Source organism: Dyadobacter sp. HNCC25DJ184 (assembly GCF_056895215.1).
Map to the genome: position 1 here is coordinate 85,403 of NZ_JBXHAQ010000009.1, position 23,534 is coordinate 108,936.

General features: G+C 43.2%; 14 protein-coding genes. 5 read left to right on the forward strand and 9 right to left on the reverse strand.

What is annotated here, in order from left to right; genetic code table 11:
- The first annotated feature begins 12 nt into the window (after window positions 1-12).
- On the forward strand, window positions 13-417 hold the full coding sequence (gene mce, locus AC1XUD_RS15060; protein ID WP_483361849.1) for a methylmalonyl-CoA epimerase: 405 nt from the start codon (window positions 13-15) through the stop codon (window positions 415-417).
- 3 nt (window positions 418-420) lie between these two features.
- Here the strand turns inward: mce and tamL are convergent, their stop codons facing one another.
- The 4 genes from tamL to AC1XUD_RS15080 form a co-directional block, all read right to left on the reverse strand.
- Window positions 421-2,853: a translocation and assembly module lipoprotein TamL gene (gene tamL / locus AC1XUD_RS15065; protein ID WP_483361850.1), complete on the reverse strand. Its 2,433-nt coding sequence runs from the start codon at window positions 2,851-2,853 to the stop codon at window positions 421-423.
- Window positions 2,843-7,771, reverse strand: coding sequence for a translocation/assembly module TamB domain-containing protein (locus AC1XUD_RS15070; RefSeq protein WP_483361851.1), 4,929 nt, complete (start codon window positions 7,769-7,771; stop codon window positions 2,843-2,845). The genes tamL and AC1XUD_RS15070 overlap by 11 nt, the downstream gene beginning before the upstream one ends.
- 120 nt (window positions 7,772-7,891) lie before the next feature.
- Window positions 7,892-8,605: a hypothetical protein gene (locus AC1XUD_RS15075; RefSeq protein WP_483361852.1), complete on the reverse strand. Its 714-nt coding sequence runs from the start codon at window positions 8,603-8,605 to the stop codon at window positions 7,892-7,894.
- 280 nt (window positions 8,606-8,885) lie between these two features.
- Window positions 8,886-11,297: a TonB-dependent receptor gene (locus tag AC1XUD_RS15080; protein WP_483361853.1), complete on the reverse strand. Its 2,412-nt coding sequence runs from the start codon at window positions 11,295-11,297 to the stop codon at window positions 8,886-8,888.
- A 250-nt stretch (window positions 11,298-11,547) separates the two neighbouring features.
- Between AC1XUD_RS15080 and AC1XUD_RS15085 the strand changes: the two genes are divergently transcribed.
- The 4 genes from AC1XUD_RS15085 to lolA1 all read left to right on the forward strand — a co-directional run bounded on the left by AC1XUD_RS15085 (window position 11,548) and on the right by lolA1 (window position 17,986).
- Complete coding sequence (locus AC1XUD_RS15085) at window positions 11,548-13,176, forward strand: beta-N-acetylhexosaminidase (RefSeq protein ID WP_483361854.1); 1,629 nt, start codon at window positions 11,548-11,550, stop codon at window positions 13,174-13,176.
- Between the two features lie 270 nt (window positions 13,177-13,446).
- Complete coding sequence (locus tag AC1XUD_RS15090; protein WP_483361855.1) at window positions 13,447-14,478, forward strand: quinone-dependent dihydroorotate dehydrogenase; 1,032 nt, start codon at window positions 13,447-13,449, stop codon at window positions 14,476-14,478.
- A 48-nt stretch (window positions 14,479-14,526) separates the two neighbouring features.
- On the forward strand, window positions 14,527-17,067 hold the full coding sequence (locus AC1XUD_RS15095) for an FtsK/SpoIIIE family DNA translocase (RefSeq protein ID WP_483361856.1): 2,541 nt from the start codon (window positions 14,527-14,529) through the stop codon (window positions 17,065-17,067).
- Window positions 17,068-17,335: 268 nt separating this feature from the next.
- Complete coding sequence (gene lolA1, locus AC1XUD_RS15100) at window positions 17,336-17,986, forward strand: outer membrane lipoprotein periplasmic chaperone LolA1 (protein ID WP_483361857.1); 651 nt, start codon at window positions 17,336-17,338, stop codon at window positions 17,984-17,986.
- A 185-nt stretch (window positions 17,987-18,171) separates the two neighbouring features.
- Here the strand turns inward: lolA1 and AC1XUD_RS15105 are convergent, their stop codons facing one another.
- From AC1XUD_RS15105 to AC1XUD_RS15125, 5 genes are all read right to left on the reverse strand, one after another.
- Entirely contained in the window at window positions 18,172-18,495 is a 324-nt protein-coding gene (locus AC1XUD_RS15105; protein WP_483361858.1) for a hypothetical protein, read from the reverse strand.
- Window positions 18,496-18,700: 205 nt separating this feature from the next.
- On the reverse strand, window positions 18,701-20,083 hold the full coding sequence (locus tag AC1XUD_RS15110) for a putative oxidoreductase C-terminal domain-containing protein (protein WP_483361859.1): 1,383 nt from the start codon (window positions 20,081-20,083) through the stop codon (window positions 18,701-18,703).
- A gap of 117 nt (window positions 20,084-20,200) precedes the next feature.
- Window positions 20,201-20,974: a glucosamine-6-phosphate deaminase gene (locus AC1XUD_RS15115; protein WP_483361860.1), complete on the reverse strand. Its 774-nt coding sequence runs from the start codon at window positions 20,972-20,974 to the stop codon at window positions 20,201-20,203.
- Between the two features lie 25 nt (window positions 20,975-20,999).
- Window positions 21,000-22,199, reverse strand: a complete 1,200-nt coding sequence (gene nagA / locus AC1XUD_RS15120; protein ID WP_483361861.1) for an N-acetylglucosamine-6-phosphate deacetylase — start codon at window positions 22,197-22,199, stop codon at window positions 21,000-21,002.
- A 10-nt stretch (window positions 22,200-22,209) separates the two neighbouring features.
- Entirely contained in the window at window positions 22,210-23,526 is a 1,317-nt protein-coding gene (locus AC1XUD_RS15125) for a Gfo/Idh/MocA family protein (RefSeq protein ID WP_483361862.1), read from the reverse strand.
- Window positions 23,527-23,534 lie beyond the last annotated feature (8 nt).

Here is a 23,534-nt window from a genome sequence, read left to right on the forward strand (position 1 = left end):
GCCAATAGCTAAATGCTAATGAACGTCGAGCATATCGGAATTGCAGTCAAAGACCTCGCATCAGCCGAGGGCTTATATCAACGGTTACTTGGGGTTGGGTCATATAAGCAGGAAACCGTGGAATCAGAAGGCGTATCGACTTCTTTTTTTAAAGTAAATGATACGAAAATAGAACTGCTCCAGGCCACTTCTTCAGCCAGCCCCGTTCATCGATTTATTGAGAAGAGGGGAGAAGGAATACACCATATCGCCTTCGAAGTCGATGATATAGTTTTGGAAATGGAAAGGCTCAAAGCCGAAGGGTTTCATTTGTTGAATGAAACCCCAAAACTCGGTGCAGATAATAAGCTGGTGTGTTTTGTGCATCCAAAAGGCGCACACGGCGTGTTGGTCGAGCTTTGTCAGGAAATTAAATAAGCTTTAAAAGGGCAGACCGACAGCGATATTCAACACCAGATTCTGCTTTCTCCAACTTTTGCTACCAAAATTAATTTCATTAAAAACCCATGGGTTCTTATAACGAACGGGATCGTCGATATTTTCCGTTGGTATCGTCTGATATGCATACCATGGTTTTCTGAATGGCGTCGCCAAATCAAGTCTGAAAACGAGAAAAGAGAAATCCATTCTTAAACCAATTCCTCCTCCGACAGCCAATTGCTTGAAAAAATCTTTTGTGAACACTGCCGACGAATCATACCCTGTACGATCCACCGGGGGAACACTCCATATGTTTCCGGCGTCTGCAAAGACTGCAAAGTTGAATAAATCAGACAATTTGAATCGAAGTTCAGTATTCATCTCGAGTCTTATGTCTCCCAATGCCTGATATCCAAACAACGCGATGGAAGTGGAGTCCTGAAAATATCCTCCCGGACCCACAGATCTTGGCCTGAACGCGCGAATCCCGGTACTACCACCTGCGAAGTACTGTTTGAATTGAGGAGTAACCATGTTTTTTGAGTTCCCGTAAGGTAATACAATACCTCCCAAAAACCGGTTAGCCCATTTTATCCCCGGCGTTATCGTCCTCTGGTATCGAATTTCGGTATCGAATTTGCTATATTGAAATATTGGAACGCCAAGAAACTGCTTGGGTTGGGTCGCATCGCTATTTTTCTTGGCCAATGAACTCAGAAGATTTCCTCCCCATTCAACGCCTCCAGACAACACCCACTGGTCTTTTCCAAATGGTTTTGGCGTTGGTCGGAAAGTTATGTTGTAAGCCGAACCTGCTATGAAATATTTCGATTCCAGAATTTGCAAATAACGTTTTACATCAAGTGGATTAGTATCTGGATCCCTGATGATATCGGCTAATCTCTCAGAGTTTACGTTTCTTGGTTGCACAAAGTTGATCGAAATCGGAGTAAAAGTTTGCTCCAGCTTGGAGCTCTTGCTCCAGACGTATGACCAGTCTCCCCGAATCGAAGTTGTCGTATATAAGCCTCTCTGAATTCTGTTTTCGTAATTGAGCGATAAAATGGTTTTGGGTAAAACCTCGCTCTTCTCTGGTCTAATTTTAAAATATGGAATAATAAAACGAGGGAACGACAAATCAGCGCGGCCCCCATATCTTATATATTCGTTACCAACATTCGTATTTGCACTTGATTTTCCTCTTAACTGTAAGTCAAAACCGACATAGGCAGTTACTGTTAAAATTTCAGCACCTTTGAAAAAGTTACGATTCTTCCAACTGACATCCAGCTGCCCACCACCCAGGTTGTTTGATTTCGTGCTTCCAGTGATACTCGTTTGTAATGCCCTCTTTTTGAGCGGAGCCAGGTCGTAATATGCATTTAACATCGCAGAATCGGATCTGGGAACAACCTCAAACCGGCTTTTAACGATCTTGAAATTCTGCAAATTAAACAAGCGCGCCATCGATACGTTGTACATCGTGCTGGTATACATGTTCCCGCTCCGAAAACCTATCGCGTCATAGAAAATTCTCCTTTTATATTGCTTCCCCGGGTCAGTTACTGTTATCCCACGGCGGAAACGGAGACGGGTATTTGCGAGGTTAACACTGTCTGCAGAACCATCTTCGCGTGTACCGGTATTTACAAATATCCGGTTGATATAATACTGCTTCAGCGCAGCCTGTACCGTTTGAGGCTTAAGTTCAACATATAAATTAACTTGCTGGCGGCTCATGGTAGAGTCTACTCTGCCAATTGTTGAATCTACTTTAATGATCAGATTATCAGGATTGAAATAATAATATCCTTTGGTTTTAAGATCACTTTCAATCCTCAGACGTTCAGCGGATATGATATCAACACGAACGGGATCGCCCTTTTTCAGATATGTGTCTTGAGAAGTCTTAACAAGGTTTTTATTAAAATCGCTGCTGTCAGGTACTACAACTTTTACGGAGTTGATGAAATAACGGGGCATCACATAAGCATCGTATTCAACAACAGCCGTTCTGTTTTCCTTTAAAATTATTCTGCCTTTTGCCTGAGAACGATAGTATCCCTCATTGTCCAGATAACCAACCATATTGGCCGCATTAATATCTGCAACCCGCTGGGTAGCGATTACTGGCGGTTCACCGAGTTTTTTTCGGAACCAGCTTTTTATTCCTCCTTCATCTTTCGGTTCGCCAATTACATAATACCACCATACTTTCCAGGGCCTACCAAACAATGTCTTGTTGGGCACTGGCTTAATAAGAGCTTCCAAGCCATCTTCGACCCCGGAAATATTGGGTTTTGAAAGAGAGTCCGGGGTCACTTTAACCTTGGCCCCAACATATAGTCCCTGGCCTTCGGGTATAAATTTCTTTACCGAACAGCTACTAAGATACACACAGAAAACAAGTAACAGGGCTATGCTAATTCTCATCCTTTTGCTTTTGAAACAACTCCCGAAACACATTATAGTCGGCAGTAATGATAAAACTAACTCCGGTTTCAATAATGAAACCTTCCAGAATTGATTGATATTGATTTTTTCGATAGGCCCGGAAAACGTAACGGCCGTCTTTTGACAAGGAATAATCCAGGGCGATATTGTCAAACACCTCAGAAGACTGTGTTGCACCTGAACTGTTTTCAAGTTCAAAGTTCTTTCCAACCGCAATTTTAAGGCGGTTATTGAGAAATGCTTTGCTCAAACCGACATTCAAATCTGTTTTAGCTCCGGCGGTCTGATCTGCGGTTGAATTAAGATTTAAATCCAAATCCACGCCTTTGACCAAATCGGATGCCAGATTATTGAGCTGATCACTTAATAATTGACTTACGCTTTGTCTGGCCATGGATTCGGCGCTGGTGTTCAGGTTAAATGACGAAGACTGGTCGGTGATGAACCGGTTCGTTATCAACAATGCAAACGCTTGTCTGTTTGATTCAGCCGCACTGTTGTCCATGTTCGTCCAAAATGGCTGATCGGTAAGCTCTTTCTTCAAGTCAGCTGATATGTTGTCGGATGGTTTAACTTTGAAAGTAATATTGGGTTTGGTCAGGTTACCAGTAATGATGATCTGAACATCAATAGCCACTTTTTGGCTGGAAACGAGCGTGGGAGAAATTGTCGCCGGGTCGACCATCACAGGGTACGATGCTGTGATATTCAAATCGGCCTTCATAGGATCTCCCGTCCATATCAGCGTGCTTCCTTTTTCAATCAGGAATTTCCTTTTTAGAATTTCCAGAGTAATATCATAAGAGCCTTGAGTCACATCATAGGCTCCGAGAACGAAGAGTTGTCCATTAGGCGCAATACCTGCGGATAGGGTGGCATTTCCTTTCAGCTTGATATTATCTCCATTTAGTTCATCTATCACCAAAGTGAACTGAGATTTGTCGTCAATCCCCAAATCCATTGAGATTGATGAAGCTGCAGTATTTGCATCCACAGTAACTTCCTCTTTACGAATAGAATCAGGATCCGCAGATGTGAGTGCGTCCATATCTACAAATTCGATCACACCTTTGGTTTTATCTCCCGCTTCGGTGGCATCGTTGGTCATCACGAAAGTAACGTCGCTACCAGGATCCACTCTCACTTTACCGTCCACTACCGATTGGCTTCCCACTCCTTTGACACTCACATTTGCATCGATAGTAGCTTTTCCGAAAAACTGATTGTTAGTTTTTTGACTTGCGTTAAGAACTGCGAAGTTTTTGGTGTCGATCTTCATATCGTATGCCACATCCGGAAGTTTGGAGATATCCACCTTCCCGTCCACCGTCAACTTTTGGTTTAATGTGTCCGACACCACGAATTTGTTGAACAATATCTGCTGATCCTGAAATTGCAATTTTTGACCTGCAATCGAATATCTGGTACCCAGCTGCGTGACATTAAAAGCAACGCTATCAGCAGAAATCGACCCGTTCAATTTAGGGGAATCTGTCGACCCAGAAATCTGGATTTTTCCAGATAATGCACCTTTTCCACGTTGTAGTTCACCAAAACTAAATGCTTCGACCGTTTTTGTATTTAGCCGTTTCAGGTCCATTGTGAAGTCCAGCGGATTAGTCTCCTCTGGCAGATATCGACCGTTGATATGAACATCATTGTTTTCGCCGATTAATGAAGATTCAACCAAAATGGTATTCGCCGTTTCGTTGGTCGATTTAAGTGACAAATCACCGACAGGGATTTGCATAACCCTCAAATTGCTGATATGGAAATCTCCGGTATAAATCGGCGATGTCATATAATTGCTTAATAATACCTTACCACCGAGTATACCTGCAGCAAGCGTGGTATCCTGAAGCGCGATCGCTATCAGCGGGCTGACTGCAATGCTGTCCATTGTGATTTGCAGCGGACTGTTTGGTGCACCGGAAGTGGAGTTAACCGTAAGTCGTTGGACGCCCTGGCTGATTTCAACATTTTTGACCCACAGGCTATCGGTCGAGTATTCAATATATCCGGCGGGATTGGTGTTCCATTCTTTATAATCCAGCAACATCCCATCCGTGAGACTCAACTTATATAAACCATTATTCACTGCCAAATCTCCATTCAGTTCGTGCCTGTCCGTGTTCACCGAATCTTTTACCAGAAACTTGAACTTAATATTATTGTCGTGGATATCACCGTTGAGAGAAGCGTTCTGCATTCTGAAACCTCCCGAACTCAATAGCCCCAGGTTCGCATTGACGGCGGCTTTTTCATTTGTATTTGCCACGCTCACATTGACGCGTTCCGTCTTAATATCTCCATAAATTACAGACGGCACCGATAGCGTTGCGATCAGCGTGGAATCCTTCTGATTGTCAAGCACTGCTTTGAAACCGATCGGGTTCATTTTACCCAATTCGGGCACGAACACTTTCAAAACCGGATGTTCGATCAAGGTTGCACTCAGGGTAAAATTTGTGGGTTTGGTAAGTGGCGTGAAAGCGAAATCAGGTGACTTGAAATTCTTGGAGACTTCGGTAAAAACAGCATCTGCTATTTCTGTATAGACAAAATTGCCGTCCATCTTTGCCTGCAAAAATGGGGAACGAAACAATGCGTGTTTAATGCCGGAACTGTCACTGAGACTGATAGATATGCTATCTACATCCACTTCTTTTCCACGATGATTCATCATCAAATCATTGATGGTAACTGTGCCCAGCGGATTTTCAGGAGAGGTCGACGAAAGATCCATCGAAATATCCCCGCTAAGACGAAGAGAATCAGTATATAGATTGAGCTTGGTAAGGTCCAGATTTTTGATATCAATATCGCCAACTACCGAAGGATACTCTTTGGAAAGATCCGCCTTGCCATCAATTTTCAAGGAGATATTTTCATCATCAATATTGGCTTTCAAAGTCGCCATTCCCTGATCCACACTTCCGTTGAGAGCAAGGTTGTTGTAGATATATCCCTTTATGTCGATGCTCTGAATGGTGCCGTCCAGATTCGCCTGCATGGTTTTTGGGGCATATCCATTACCATTCATGTTTATCGATAAGCTCAGCTTGCCGAGCTCTTCCGGCGGTTGCTTCAGCATTCTGCCCAGATCGAAATTCGTAAAAGTCAGGTTGCCATCATATACCGCTTTCAGGCTGTCAGTTATATTTTTGAGATTTCCGGTAAATACCGCTGCTCCGAATGATGTGTTGATGGTGGTATTTAAAGTTAAATTCGCCATCGAACCAGCGATTTTGCCAGACAAAGCAATATCATCAGGTAACTCAACTGAAGCTGGTAGCGTGCTGTCGGGCAGGAGCTTAAGTATATCAGCTTTGGTGGAAGTCAGGTTTTGAATGTTGACGTTCACCGAAAGTTTGTCTGCATTCGGAAGCCCTGATATACGTCCGTCCATCCGCAAACTGGTGCCGTCCAACATACTAAAGTTTGCTTTGGAAATCATCAGATTCTCGACCGTGCCGTTTACTTGTCCAGAACCTTTCAGTTTTCCGTTAGGATCCGTGTCAAATGGAGGAGTTTTTTCCAGATCGGGAGCTAGCAAGAGAAGATCAGAAAATGCAACTGTACTGTTGGTAAGGGAAAGTTTTACCTGCACTTTGCCAATATCTTTGGTCAACTGATCCAGGTTTTTATATTTCAAAACCAGCTCGTCTGCCAATCTCGTATTTTTTGTTCTGAATAAAAGGTTTTTCAGATACGTTTGCTTTTCGCCATACGCGAAATCCGTTTTGAGTTCACGAACCACAAAACCACTTTTATCTCCAAAAGATGCCGCCTTTAATTTACCCGCTATATTCTCGTCTGAAAACAGAAAATCGTCGAGACTGATATTAAGATTCTTGATATCAATGTGTGAATAATCCAGCCCTTTTTTTAAGGCCGGTGCATTGAAATCATCATACCTGATCTGGTTATTTTCGAGGGCGATTTTTCCGACCTTAACTGTCCAGCCAGGGGCCGCCGCAGTATCTGCCGGAGTTTCATTTGTAACTTTTGCCTCCGCTCTTTTTTCAAACTCGGCATAAGTTTTCATGTTCTGAACCAATATATTTCTCACATCTGCTTTTTGAGAAGCCAGAGAAACCTGATTCACATGTCCCTGAAGTTTGTCGAGCGCAACTCCATTTTTTAGACCTAAGGTCTCGTCTGTGAATATCCACTTAAACTTTTCGATATCAATATCTCCCAGTTTGATATCCAATGAGTCAGCCGGATCAGAAGGAGTTTCAGGCGTTGTTTTTTTCTCAACGCTTGCATACATTCTTAGCTCAGCCGCACTGTTGGAAAGGTATATGGTCGTCGGATGATATTGCGATTTGGTAGGATTGAATTTTGAAAAAGCAACGTAGGCACTGTCAATGGTGGTTATTGCGTCGGTGCCAATTACCGCATCCCTATATGACAAGCGCACGTTTTTTAGCTGAATCTTATCCAGCCGCATTTCTAACGTGCTTTCGGTAGTATCTGCAGGTGTAGGTTCAGTGCTTGCAAACGCATCAATAATATATTGGAAATTGAAGACAGTATCGGGCAGCGTGCGGTAAATTTTGGCGTTTATGTCGGTCAACTCAACAGCGTTAATACCGACATTGCCCTTGATCAACGCATACATATCCAGATCAACCCGTAATTTTCGGCCTGCTACTAAGGTGTCTCCTTTATAATCAGGAATGAAAACTCCTTCCAATGATATCCAGTCGGGTATATCAAACCTGATTTTTTCAATCCTGACCTGAGGATTTAGTTTTTTCCGAAGGTAACTGTTAACCTGAAGTGTGAGAAAGTTTTGGCCGGCTGGAGTTTGAATTCCCCAAACCAGCAACCCCACCAAAATAAGTAAGGTTAGAATAATAATTGCTACGACCTTTAAGACTTTCTTCATACGTTAATCTTTACTCTATCATTCATCTTACATAGAGCATGGGTGATAACCAATCTATCAAAAGCCCCGGATAGTTGGCTAAACTTGATATCCGGGGCTTTTGAAATTATTTTTAAGCGTTTAGCGCTTAAACAATTCTACACTAACGGGCGGGTTGATGGTAAGAGTTGAGGTGATTGTCACCGTCTTCTTATCGTCAGAAGCCAGTCTTGATTTTTTGGATGGATATAAAATCCCGTAAGCTGATTTCTTATAATCTGAATAGTTTGTTGTCGTCACAATGCCGGCTGCAGCAGTTTTCGAACGTACTAAAAGTCCCGTTTTTGCATCGAACCAAAGGTTGTACAATATGTCTTTGCCCTGAAGCTCTACCTGCTGAGTAGCTACGCCGTTCAATGTTTCCGGACCAACTGTGGTCACAATAAGGTTACGGCTGCCATAATCCATGATGGGAGCAAGTTCGTTATAGATATCGTTGCGAAGTTTGGTTTGCTCCGCCTGGCTAAGATCTTTAGTATCTACTTTCGTGCCAATCGGAACCTTGATCCAGCCTTCATTGCCCTTAACAGTGTATGTAATACTTCTTTTCAAAATTGTTACCGATTTGTTAATTGATTTGTCAGGAATGGAGACAGACACAGTTTCGGTATAAGGGGTTGCTCCCGGCGCTACGTAGCTATTATCGAATGTATAGGTTTTTACATTCTGCCATAGCGCTTTTCCACCCGTTGCATCATAGAATTTCGAAAAAATAGAGTCAGCGGCAATTTTTTGTCCAACGCTGACGGTGGCGATCGAAAGAAAGGAAACTAAAATAGCAAGTACTTTTTTCATGATTATTGTTTGTTAATTCAAGCTTAAAAAATGCGACGTTTCAGTTTAGATATAGTCGCAAGCCAATAGTTTAAAACTACTATCGTATATAGTTGCAATAATTATTCCATCATCTCCATGAATTTGTAAGTATACCCAAAACTGATGAGTGTGGGCATAAAAAAAGTGGATTTTATTGATAAAATCCACTTCATTCAAATAATATTAAACTTGATATTAGTCAGTCGGTCAGGCCGTTTGGGAATATTTCCCGTCAAATGACATATCTGATTTCCACAATTTAGGCATCATCGCCAGATGCTGAGATCTTACCGAACCGATATTGAAAGGAAAGGTTGATCATTCTGTTGGTTTGCTGCCACAGGGAGCTTTGGATATATGTTGAAGTTGCCAACTGGCTTTTGTATGCTCTTGACAAAAACACATCCTGAATATTAAAAGATACCGTCGCTTTCTTTTCCAGCAAATCTTTACGTATACCCATATTGGCAACAAAAACACCGTCCCTTCTCCCTTGGGCAATGGCTCTCGGGCCTTCGTAGTTTAGATATGCCGATGCACGGAAGTCCATTGGCAGTGTCACGAAGGCATTCAGGTTGCCGGCATAGCTCCACGTTTTATTGTCAATCTGCGCTACTTCTGAAACGACTTCACTTCTATAAAAACGGCCACTGGCGTTAACTTTGACGATATCGCCGAAGTTTTGAGAAAAATCAGAGGTAATACCATATGCAAGTTCCATCCCAACGTTGTCATATCTCGTTAAAGAGACGCCATCTTCATTGATGGTTTTTATTCGGGTAATCGCATTGTTGGAGTAGTCCATAAAAAGGGAAGGACCCCAGCCGCCTTGCGCTTCGTAATTGGAATACCCTAGTTCGGCTTTATGCACAAATTCCGGTTTCAGATTAGGATTACCAGTTTGAATATTTCGCGGATCCGAAACATCCACATATGGATTCAGCCAGGCAGCTTCCGGTCGTTGTACACGGCGGCTATAGTTAAGTTTAAACTGAGAAGCATCATCAATCTTGCGAGTCAATGCCATTGAAGGAATTAACGTCAAAAAGTGTACACCAAATTTCTGATCAGCACTGATCTGGTTAATGGTCTGGTTGTAGTCAGTCAGGCGCAGACCGGCACGAATTCCCCACATATCGGTTTTCTGAGAGAAGGTCATAAAACCTGTATATAGTGCATCACTATATCCGAAGACATTGCTGATTGTTGGATCGAAAACATAATCGCCCGCGGCAGTGTCATACAAATAGAATGCATTTGTATTGTCATTGCTGCTAAGACGGGAGCGAAGCCCAACCTCTAAGGTAGATTTTGGTGTAATGGGCCAGGTATAATCGGTGTTCAGGAATAACGATTTATTTTTGTTGTTTCTTAAATTGAGTTGCTGGCTTACCAGACTTTCCGTCTCGCTGTCCTGGTCATATTTGGAATCACCGTCCGACTTACCTGAAGAATAGTTGGCAGTGAATGTCAACAGATGGTCTTTCTCGCTGAATTTATGACGATAATCAAAGCTCATATTGACGTTCTGTCCGTCACCATTGCTTCTTGTTAGCCTGTTAAACTCTTCAGAAACAGTGCCGTCGGCCATTGTTGTGCGGTTGAGAATATCGGAACTGCTTTTGTTGTTATCCTTATTATAATTAAGGCCGGCTTCAAATGAATTCTTATCGTCCAGGTCATAGTTGATACCCATTCTTCCAAAGATATTCCCGCCATTGTTTCGTCCGTTTCCACCTTGCAATAAATTGCTCGGCTGATCGCCCAGGAAATTGTCTCGGTTGAGTGTCTTTTTCCAATACCTGTTATATGTATTCGCGTTTGCCGAGGCATTTAGTCCCAATTTTCCGGATTTGTAATTGATATTGCCCGAACCATTGTAATTGTCCTTTGTGCCCAAACTCATCCTCGCACCGCCGTTTGTACCTCTTATTTTGTTCTTTTTTGTGATGATATCAATAACACCAGATGCACCATCGCCTTCATATTTGGCAGATGGAGTCGTCATTACGTCTATGCGTTCAATAAGATTCGCCGGAAACGATTGCAGGATAGTTGGTAAGTCATTGCCATATAAAGTGGAAGGTTTTCCGTCGATAAGCACAATGACATTGCCTTTGCCCCGAACCTGCGGATTGCCATTTTCATCCAGCGAAACGGCCGGTACTTTTTCAAGCAAATCGCTTACGGTATTGCTGGAAGCTAGCAGATCCTTTCCAATATTGATGCTTTTCTTATCAATATCGTCAACAATCATACTTTTCTCTCCTCGGACGATCACCTCGCCAAGTTTCTGTGCTTCGGGAGTCATTTTTAATATGCCCAAGTCGACCATACTAACTTCCGCTGCAACGCTGACACGAGGAACGAGCAAAGTTTGATACCCCATGTTTGTTACACGGATGACATATGTTCCCGGCTTTACATTACTGATCGTAAATAATCCGTTTTCATCGGCAACCGCTCCATCGGTCAGAGAAGAATCTTTCGGGGTCAGAAGCGCGACGGCCGCAAAGCTTACGGGAGCGTTACCGGAAACCTCGACAATTTTACCGACCAGTTTGCTACCATCGATTTTGGATAGGATAATGCGAGGATCTGCCTTTGCATGCGAAGCGTACGTGAGGAACGTAAAGGCAATAAGATTAATAAGAAAATAGAATCTTCTCACTTGGTTGAGTTTTAAAATTGAAAGGGGTATAGGAATTTTAACAGGAAAATGCTATTTATTCATAACTGCAATTGTTAAAACAAACTTTCACAGCGGAAATGTATAAATGTCAATCCCTGAAATTGTTAACGGCAGTTGGGGACGAAATGTTACACAAAATTATAAAAAAGCATCCTTTTATGAAATTTTAAATTGTTGGGCATTAACTTGCATAGTTTTTAAATATTTTTAATAATCCAATATCATTATAATGAAAGGCTTGTTACTAACCGTTCTGTGTGCTGTGGGCAGTTTTTGCGCTTATGCTCAGACAAACATTATTCCTAAACCCTCACAAATTATTGTCGCACAGGGAGAATATGTGCTTAAAAGTAAAATCAGTATCGGAGCTCCTGCTGATCCATTATGGCAGCACGTCGCCAATGTGCTTGGAGAACAGCTTACAAAAGCAACCGGAAACGAAGTAAAAGAAGGCAAAGGGAAAGGGGATATCACTTTCACTCAATCGGCGGACAACACTTTGGGGCAGGAAGGGTATCGATTGCTGGTAACCCGTAAAGGAGTTACAATCCAGTCGCAAACTGCGAAGGGTGCTTTTTATGGTGTTCAAACTTTGCTTCAGTTATTGCCGGCTGAGATATTCAGTAAAACGGCGGTAGGCAATGTAAAATGGACAATACCTTTGGCGACGATCAAGGACGTACCGAGATATCAATACCGTGGATTGATGCTCGATGTCAGTCGTCACTTTATGTCGATTGATTTTGTGAAAAAATATATTGACCTGATTGCCTTGCACAAGCAAAATCAGTTTCACTGGCACCTGACTGATGATCAGGGCTGGAGAATTGAGATCAAGAAATATCCGTTGTTGACCCAAATCGGATCGAAGCGCAAGGAAACGATGAAAGGGCCTTATGCTGACCAGAAATATGATGGTACCCCATATGAAGGGTTTTACACGCAGGAGCAAATTAAAGAAGTGATCAAATATGCGCAGGATCGTTTTGTGGAAATTATTCCTGAAATAGAAATGCCCGGTCACGCACTGGCTGCTTTGGCTTCATATCCGCAGTTGGGTAACAACCCTGACAGAATATATGAAACAGGAACGCACTGGGGGGTCTACGATGAGGTGTTCATGCCGAGAGAAGAAACACTGAAGTTTTTGGAAGATGTTTTGACTGAGGTAATTGATTTATTCCCAGGTAAGTATATCCATATTGGAGGAGACGAATGCCCGAAAGTGCAATGGAAGGAAAGTCGTTTCGCGCAGGATTTGATCAAAAAAGAAAACTTGAAAGATGAACATGGATTGCAGAGCTATGTGGTAAAACGCATTGATAAATTCATCACAGGTAAAGGAAGGAGAATGATTGGCTGGGACGAAATCCTGGAAGGCGGACTTTCACCGAATGCAACCGTGATGAGCTGGAGAGGAACGGAAGGCGGTATCACTGCTGCAAAAGAAGGCCACGATGTGGTGATGACTCCTGGAAATTTTGTGTATCTGGATCACTATCAGGCGGATCCTAAAACGCAGCCGGTAGCTTTTACTTCATTTACCGACCTGGCGGAAACTTATTCGTATGACCCGACTCCAAAAGAATTGAGTGCTGAGGAGGCAAAGCACATTCTAGGTGTTCAGGGAAATGTCTGGACGGAGTATATGACCTCTTCTGATTACGTCGAATATATGGTTTTCCCAAGAGCCATCGCGATATCTGAAACTGCCTGGACTCCCGGCGACAAGAAGGATTTTGCAGATTTTAACAAAAGATTGGAAGCACATAAAAAACGTCTGGATTTTCTCGGAGTAAATTATTTTGGCGCACCGATCAACAGCAAGTTTGAATATGTTTGGCCAGCTAAGAAGTAATAAGGTTATTTCTAGCCGAATTATTTGAGTAGGTCTATGAACTTCAAAGTTTTCAAAATAAGGGCATCCCGCAAAATGGGATGCCTTTATTTTGAATCCGGTTCGGGTTTTAGAAAATCTTATATAACGGAAAAATGAAGTGCAATTCTACGACGATTCAAACTGATCTAATATTGCATCTCTCAAACAAGGGTTGATCGATACACGCTCTTCTAAAAAATATATCTCCACCGCATCTTCCTAACCTGTAAAACCTGTTATTTTTGCAGGATGTACAAAATACTGATCTCCCCTATACTTTTTCTTTTTGACGCTGAGCGAGTCCACTACTTCGTTTGCGAAGTGTTGCATGTTGCGTTCAAAATTCCATTTGTATCCTCCATTTTACGAGGAATGTATACCTATGAACACCCTGATCTCGTTCAGGAGGTGGCAGGATTGAAATTCCGCAATCCGGTGGGATTGGCTGCTGGATTTGACAAAAATGCAGAAATGGTCGATGAACTCGAGGCATTGGGCTTCGGATTTATTGAGATAGGAACAGTTACACCCCGCCCGCAGCCAGGGAATGATAAACCACGCCTTTTCCGACTGAAAAAAGACAGAGGGTTGATTAATAGAATGGGGTTTAACAATAAAGGAGCGGCGGTTGCAGCTGCTAAATTGAAAAGCCGGAAGTCGAAAATTCTGGTAGGAGGGAATATCGGTAAGAACAAGGATACCCCAAACGACCAGGCCCTGAGCGACTATCTGATCTGTTTTAACGAGCTGTTTGACGTCGTTGACTATTTTGTGGTGAACGTAAGTTCGCCCAATACACCTGGCCTGCGGGATTTGCAGGAAAAGGAACCGCTTACTAATATCTTGCGTGAACTCAACGATAAAAATAAGTCCAGAAGGCAGCCAAAGCCGATTTTTCTTAAAATTGCTCCAGACTTAACCAATAGTCAACTGGACGATATAGTAGAAATCGTCACTGTTACAGGCATTGCCGGAGTTATCGCAACGAACACGACGATCAGCCGGGAAGGTCTTAAAACGCCAGGAGAAGAGGTAGAAAAAATTGGAGCTGGAGGACTAAGCGGAGACCCGCTGGCATCAAGGTCAACTGAAGTAATTCGTTATATTTGTGACAAGTCGAAAAATTCGTTTCCGGTTATCGGCGTTGGAGGTATATCGTCCGGTGCGGATGCGATTGAAAAACAAAAGGCTGGAGCAAGTCTGGTACAGATTTATTCAGGCTTTATTTATGAAGGTCCAGGGCTTGCCAAGAATATTTGTAAGGCTCTTGTAAGGAAATAGTTGTGGCTATTTCCCTCTTCAACATATTAAAAAAATGAATCGTTGTAAATGTCTGTAAATAAGCCAAGAGGGAGTAACTCACGTCTAAAGGAAGAGGAGTCGGTGAAAAAATCAAATCCGTTCGCGCTGAACTGGAGCAATGTTTTTTCAAGCCCGAAGAGTACCTTGGCCTGGGGGATATTTTTTATAATCCTGGGCATTTTTCTCGAAATTTCATTTGTATCCTACATCATCACCGGCATATCCGATCAAAGCGTGGTTGACAATTTTGGCCAACAATCGATCAGAGACGCTGGCCGCCAAACGAGAAATGCTTTTGGTGTGCTTGGAGCTACTTTTTCGCAGATATTCATTTACCGCTGGTTTGGAGTTGGTGCACTTTTAATTCCGATCATTCCTTTTATCTCCGGCTGGAAAATTACATTGGGCAAAGAATTGCTGCCTCTGACCAAAACCACAAAGGAGATTATTTTCTATACACTTTGGGTCAGCATGTTGATGGGATATATCGTCCTGATGAGCAATACCGAGAATAATCTCAGTTTTGTTTCTGGAGGGATTGGCTACTCAATTAACGTGATGCTTTTTGATTGGCTTAAATGGGCGAGTGTGATTCCGGTCATTTTTTGTCTGTTTTTGTTTGCAGTCTACTTTTATGATGCACGCGATATTCTCGACAACTGGCAGGCCAAAAATGCCCGAAGTGACAACAATATTCCGGTAGCGGAAGAAGAGAAAGAAACTCCTGTTGAGATAGATCCTATTACCGAAGCACCATCTTTACCTTCTGTTATAAATGATACATATGACGATGAAGAAATATTGCCGGAATCGGAGGAGGTTCCTGTAATTGCTGAAATTGTAGCTCCGGTTGTTGAGCCTGTCAGACCAGCCCTAACGATCATAGAACCTGTTTCTGACGATGGATTTATGGACGCGCCGATCGCAAAATCAGTCTTGGCTCCACCGGTGGAAGGCGATCTTGAACTCGAGGTTGAATATGCTCCGGTTGTGAAAAGCGAAGTGGTTGAGCAGGATGATGAAGACGTAAATGCCTCAATTTTACGCGAATTCGGGCAATATGACCCAACCCTCGACCTGCCTTCGTATCAATTCCCGCACATGGGTTTGCTAAGCGATGCGGTGGATAGTCAGGAGAAAGTGACGCAGGAAGAGCTGGAAAGCAACAAGATCCGGATCGTTGATACGCTCGGCAGTTATGGAATCAATATTTCAAAAATAAAAGCGACCATCGGGCCGACGGTAACTTTATATGAAATTATCCCGGAAGCGGGTGTGAGGATATCCAAAATCAAGAATCTGGAGGGGGATATCGCGCTAAGTTTGGCTGCTTTAGGTATTCGTATCATTGCACCAATGCCAGGCCGTGGAACGATCGGTATAGAAGTGCCAAATAAAAACCGCGAAACAGTATTTATTCGTTCGGTTTTGTCCAATGAGCGTTTTCAGAAGTCGACCTATGACTTACCTGTGATATTAGGTAAGACCATTTCAAACGAAATCCATATTGCAGATCTTGCCAAAATGCCTCACCTTTTGATGGCAGGAGCAACCGGCCAGGGTAAGTCGGTTGGCTTGAACGTAATTCTGGCTTCGCTGATTTATAAGAAACACCCGGCTGAACTGAAATTTGTGTTGGTGGATCCAAAAAAAGTGGAGCTTACCCTTTTTAATAAGCTGGAAAGGCACTTTTTAGCCAAACTTCCCAATGCGGAAGAAGCCATTATAACGGACACAAAAAAGGTAATTTTCACGCTGAATTCATTGTGTATTGAAATGGATTCGAGATATGACCTGCTGAAAGAAGCGGCTGTCAGGAACCTGAAAGAATACAATGCGAAATTTGCACAACGAAAACTGAATCCGGAAAAAGGCCACAGATTCCTCCCATATATTGTATTGGTAATAGATGAGTTGGCCGATTTGATGATGACGGCGGGCAAAGAGGTAGAAACGCCGATCGCGCGTTTAGCACAGCTCGCGCGAGCCGTTGGGATACATTTGGTTGTAGCAACTCAGCGTCCGTCTGTGAAAGTTATCACTGGTTTGATCAAAGCCAACTTCCCGGCCCGTCTGTCTTTCCGTGTTACTTCCAGCATAGATTCCCGAACTATTTTGGATATGGGTGGCGCGGAACAGCTTGTAGGTCAGGGAGATATGTTGTTGGCGATCAACTCGGAAGTGATTCGTTTGCAATGTCCTTTTATTGATACCAGAGAAATTGAGGATGTCTGCGATTATATCGGGTCTCAACGGGGATATGACGAAGCATATGCGTTGCCGGAGTATGAGGGAGAAGAAGGGTCGGAGGCGAAAGGAGAATTGAATCCGGACGATTTTGATAATTTGTTACCAGATGCGGCGAGGCTTATCGTAACACATCAACAGGGAAGCACGTCGCTAATCCAGCGAAAAATGAAGCTCGGATATAACCGCGCAGGAAGGATCATGGACCAACTCGAAGTGCTTGGAGTTGTCGGGCCATTTACAGGAAGTAAAGCCAGGGATGTTATGTTTCATGACCTAAGCGGACTGGAAGAACACCTGCGCGTAATGGGTATCAGCTAAAATTTAATGTGGATATTGTAAGGCCTTGTCACTCAGTGGTATGGTTATTGATATTATATTTAAAATAATAAGTATTTTCCTAAGGCGTTTAATCTTTGGGCTACCTTAGAAGTCAAAGGTTTTGAGAAGAGAGGACCCAAGTAACATGACGTCTGTAAACCAGAATTTTAATTTTGTTTCTCAGAGACTTTGTAGCAAAGAAAGAAGTGGCCATTGAAAATGTAATGGTAAGGAATACAAAAGTGATAATTTATTTAAACAACCAATTATGCGTATTTTGAAAATGACGAAAGCGGTATTATTAAGTGCAACGTTATCGATGGCACTTTTTCAGCCGGTTTTTAGTCAGGGTGACAAAAAATCGACAGCGATATTAGATGCGATGAGCAACAAATATCAAAACATGAAATCATTCAAGGCATTGTTTACCTACACACCCGACGGCGGACAGTCGATGAAAGGTGATGTGACTGTAAAAGGCTCTAAATACAAGCTTAAAATGGCTGGTCAGGAGATATACAATGATGGTAAACTGATGGCTACTTATATCAAGGAAACCAACGAAGTGAACCTTCAGGATTTCGATCCTGCTTCGGCAGGGGATCTGGATCCGACAAAAATTTATACTGCCTACAAAAAGGGGTTTAAGCACGCTTTCGTACAGGAAAAGAAGCAGGGTGACACGGTTGTTGATGTTGTTGAATTAACTTCGACGAACAAAAATAGCCAGGTTGCGAAAGTTCAGCTTTGGATCAGCAAGGTAGATAAGTCGATCAAAGGCTGGAAAATTTTCCAGAAAAATGGTCAGAAAGTGAATTATGAAGTTCAGTTATTTCAACCGAATGTAGCTGTTGCAGACAAAGACTTCATTTTCAATTCAAAACAATATCCGGGTGTAGAGGTAGTTGATTTAAGATAGACTGAAGTTATTCAATATATATTAAGCCCTGGAAATTCAGATTTTCGGGGCTTTTTTCGTGTTATATCTCGAGCGTCATAGTCCTGAATCTGTATATTGAATTGTTGTGGTGTATGTCTTCACCGGCAACAGAACACTCAGGCCACGAATTTCGTATTGAACCGGAATTCCGCTTTTTGAAGCCGTTAAAATGGTGAGCAGCACTGAGAAAAAAAGGTGTTGGTCGTCGTGACCTTCTGGAAATTCTCGCCTCCAAGTGGAATGGTTAAACCTGCCCCATTTCCGGTTCGTTTTACCCATATCTCCAGTGTTGAATCCCAGTTTGCGCCGACAATTTGCCTAACGCTCACGACGGTTAGAACAATACCGGTCATACTTATCAAGGTCTGACTAGCAGGACTGGTTTCGTTTGCTTCATAGTTTTTCCCAGACAGCGTGACCGGTGTTGTCGGAGAAGCCACCGTCCAGGTGTTACCCGTTATTGAAATGGTTTGTGCCAAACTTTCCAATCCGGCAACAATAAATAGCTTGCCATGAGTTATTTTCAGTGACTGGAATTTTTTGAAATACGATTATTTTGGCTGTCGTGTTTGGGTCATGAATAAGACTATCGAAGCTATTTGCAAACAGCATTGATATGCCAATAGAGACAAAAAAGCGGAAGCCTCGAGAGGTTATCCCAAGGCTTCCGCTTTTTTGGTGAAAGTGTTCTTTTTACTTGCCCGACTTCGCAAGCTTTAACGCCGACGTAGTTAGATAGTATTTTGAAATCATATTGGGAACCTCCCATTCCGGCAGTTTCCCGGCTTTCAGGTATTCCATGTATTTATTGGCAACCTGCGCAAAATGCGACTCATGGCCGGTATCATATTTCGCCGGGATCACTACTTCCCATCCTTTGTCATTTTTCTTCAATTCAATCCCCGGGAATTTGTCCTGCACCGATTTGAATTCTGCAGCTACAGCATCTTCGTATGCCTTGCCACTTTCGTTTGACTCAATATACAGCACTGGTTTGAAATTCTGCTCTTTGCCCTGACGTACCACCAAACTGGCTTTTGTGCCTTTCATGATTGAATAATGCGTATCGCCGGTTCCTTCCGGTGCCTGGAAATTCCAGTAGACAGCGACACGGGCGTTAATTCCTTTTACCTTATAGTTGATCGCGCCATTGGCATATACATTCAAAACAGTATCCTTTACATCCTTTTTGAGGAAGTCCGGAAAAGTTTCGCTTTTGGTCACAAGCTTGAATTGGGAAGGGGTTATTTGCGTTGCAATTCGTTTTGCGCTCAGCAATTCTATATCCTTCTGATAGTCAAGTGTAACGTTTGGCAGGCAGCTCCATTGAACAAGATCCACCAAGTGGGTAGTTACATCAACAATTCCTTCACCTTGTTGGTCGGTATCAAAAAACCAGGTCGGCCGTATTAGCGGTTCGCCGGAGATATACTTGAAGAAATGGTGAACGCTCTCTTTCACAACCGCAGGGTTTTCCGGAGTTCCTTTTGTGATTTCACCGAACACGCCCGGAAGCGAAGCCAGCTCGCGCTGCAAGGTATTGGTGATCTCATATCGCTCAGTCATTATATCATAAAGCAGCACTTTGTTTTTCTCGGCACTTGCAAAAGCAGCTTTGAGTTCATCAAATCCGGCTTCAGTGATTGTCATCGGCTTGTCGGCCAACACGTTCAGTCCGGCATCTACCGATTTTTTTATATAGTCGGTCTTTTTTTGATTGTTTCCAGCCAATACAACCACGTTTCCTTTTTTCTCCGAAATCATTTTGTCAAAGAAATCCGAACCGGTATATACCGCCTCTGACCATTTTGTCGGGTCTTCGGGACGGGTATTGTATTTTTCGATTTTGTCCAGATATGCCTTTACATCAGGGCCTTCGGAAGCATATACATGTACCACGGAATCAACATCCGGATACATCGATTTTTGAACCAAAGCAGCATGGAAATGGCCCGGTTCAACTACAATAAGACTCAATGGTTTTGATGAACTTTGAGTTGTTTCTTTTGTGGTGTTACATCCCTGATTCAACGTAAGTATGCCGCCCAAAGCAACAGTTAAAAGTTTTGCCTTCATTTTATAGGTTTAGTTTACTTCGTATTTAGTATGAAAGTTAGGAATTCTGTGCGAAGATCGTCAAGAATCGATCATTACAAAACCGACTAAACTTCCGATCTGCATATAAGACGAAGTTTATGTCAACTTACCTGCACTGTTTTTGTCAATGAATAGAATTGCCGACGGGTGCTTCCTCAATATGGTCGACGGATATAGCTCCTGAATATCGTCCTCAAGCGTATGTTTGATCGCGGTCGCCTTGTTTACGCCCGGAACCATGGCATATGCATATCTGGCCCTAAATAATGCAGGAATGGTGATCGTCAGCGCATTAGTCGGAACTTCCGTGATACTGGAAAAACAACCGTCGTTGACCTGCTGTTGCCGACATTCCTGGTCGAGCTCAACGACTTTCACAACTTCTGGATCATCGAAAAAAGCAACATGAGGATCATTAAAAGCAAGGTGACAATTCTCACCAATTCCCAGACAAAGGATATCAGTCGGGTAGTCTTTCAGCAATTGGGAATAATAAATACATTCAAGGTTTGCATCGGTAGCGTTGCCATTCAGGTAGAAAACGGAATTCACCGGAACCATATCAAACAAGCGCACTTTCAGGAAATAGCCGAAACTCTGGGGTGCATCACCAGGCAGATCGATATATTCATCCATATGAAAAGCATTGATCTGATGCCAATTGATATCTTTTTCAAGAAGAAGTGCTTCCAGAAATTCGTTCTGCGACGGTGCTGACGCGAATACGATATTCACAAATTGCTGTGTTTTCTGAAGTTGGCGGATTTTGTTTGCCACCATTTTCGCAGCGTTGATGCCCAGCTGCAACCGATTTTCGAAAATTCTGACCTGAAGCCGATCTACCAAAAGTTCCTGATAGAGTGTGTCCATTGATATAGTTTTTAGCGATTTAGTATTAGTTTTTAGCAAGACGAGCCGGTTGTTTTTGATATATAGTTCTGCCATTCACCATTGTCAAGGCGATATCGATATTTTCATTAAAAATCACAATATCAGCGTCTTTGCCTTTTGCGATTGATCCCTTTTTGTGATCAATGCTCATGATTCTGGCTGGAGTCATGGTCATCATTTTGACAGCTTCTGATAAACTTACCTCCGCCATTTGCACCATATTCCTCACCAACCGATCTGTGGTTGAAACACTTCCGGCAAATGAAGTACGATCCGGTAATTTGGCAACGCCGTCTTCTATGATGACTTTTAACCCGGTATCCAATGGCCCCAGAACGCTTTCTCCTTCGGGCATTCCGGCGGCTCTCATGGCGTCGGTGATCAATGCGGTTTTATCCGATCCTTTTATTTTGAATACCAATTTGAGAAGCGGGGCAGGCAAGTGAACGCCGTCGGCAATGATTTCCACGTCCATATCCAGCAGATAGGCTGCTTCGATAGTGCCTGCATAGCGGAAGGCATTTTTTCTGGTGACTCCCGACATGGCAGAGTACAAATGTGTGGCGAGCGAATATCCGTTATCATATGCTTCAAGCACTTCCTCATATATGGCATCGGTATGGGCTACGGCCGCCAGAATGCCTTTTTGACGTAACCGCTGACCGAATTCAATAGCTCCCGGAAGTTCAGGCGCGGCGCTCCATCTGACAATAGAATTGGAATAAGCCAATATCTCTTCATATTCCGCCGGATCCGGATTCCGGATATACCTAGGATCCTGCGCACCCCGCTGACTAAGTGCAAAATAGGGGCCTTCCAGGTGCATACCTAAAAACTGAGCCCCATTATGGTTGCTCTTGTGAGCGGCCTCATATATATCCAGCGTTTTAAGCAAGTCGTCCTTTTCGCTGGTCAATGTTGTCGGCACCATCGATGTCGTACCATATCTGGCATGGGTTTCGGCGATCTTATGAAACGCTGCGACCGTTCCATCCATAAAGTCGGAACCGCCGCCGCCATGGACATGCAGGTCAATAAAACCTGGTGCGATATACAATCCTTTAGCGTCAATTGTCTCAGCATCTGGAATGTCAATGTCGGTTATATGCACCCCTTCGATTATCCCGTCGTGAATGACTACGCATCCATTTTCGATCAACCGATTAGGGGTCAATATTTTCCCGTTTGTTATTTTAATTCTCATTCTTCCTGGTTTAGACAGTAGCAATTCCAGCCACGGGAACCGGATAATTTCCATTTTGGTCTGGCATTACAGGCGGGTTTGCGTCCCACGCCAGTACTTTTGGGACAATGCTCGTTTCCGATCGAAGCGCACTTTCCCATTCAATATCCAATCCCGAATGTGCTGCCATTCGGCCCATAATGCTGGTCATGGTACTTTTGGCACCCCACTCGGTGTCGTTAATCGGCTTTTTATTCAGGATACTTTCGAATAGTTTGTCGTGTTCGATCTGATAAGGATTGTGGATTATCCGGTCTGCCTTCTTCCAAATTTGTTTGCCACCATGTTCTTTCAATCCGGAAGTCAGATCGCCGGAGCCTTTTGTTCCCAAAACGGTAAAGCCATTTTTCTTCATTGTACCATCTATGTGGCGGATCTCGCTATGCAATTTACAGCCATCTGCATATTCGTATTCAACGTAAAAATGGTCATATACATCGCCGTTGTCTGGGCCTTTAAATGCGGAACGACCGCCGACTCCCTGGGCTTTTACAGGATAAGACTTTTTGATCCAATTGATTACATCGTCATTATGTATCTGCAGTCCGGCTGGCGAACCCGCCCATAACCAATTGAAATACCGCCAGTTACGAACCTGGTATTCCATTTCGGTCCAACCAGGTTTTCTGGGGACCAGATTGATATTGCCGATCATATAATAGCAAGTGGCGGAAAGGACATCGCCAATCGCACCGTCGTGAATCAAATTCACAAATTCCTGATAAGTGGGATCATATCTATTTTGAAGTCCAACGACAACCGACAAATTTTTCTTTTTTGCCAGTTCTCCTGTCGCCAGAATCTTACGGATTCCCGGCGCGTCGGAAGCCAGCGGTTTTTCCATAAACACATGCTTGGATGCGTTAATGGCGGCTTCAAAATGATCGGGGCGAAATGGCGCTGGCGTGGCCAGTAGCACAACATCAGCCAATTCGATTGCTTTTTGATATGCATCAAATCCGACAAACTTCCGGCTTTCGGGGACGTCAATTTGCCCTTTCAGTTTCGGAATTTTTGATAGATGCGAAAACGTCTCATCCAGTTGATCCCGGAATACATCGGCCAAGGCAACCAGTCGGATATTCGACCCCGCGGTTAATGCCTGAGCTGCCGCACCCGCACCCCGCTTTCCACAGCCGACAAGGGCGATTTTGATGATATCATCGTTGGAATTATTGATAAATGGAAGCTTACCGGAATTTCCAACAATAGCTCCACCAAGCGCCAGCGAGGAACTTTTTATAAAATCCCGTCGCCCGGTCAGGCTGAATGAGTCATTTTCCATCATCTTGAAAT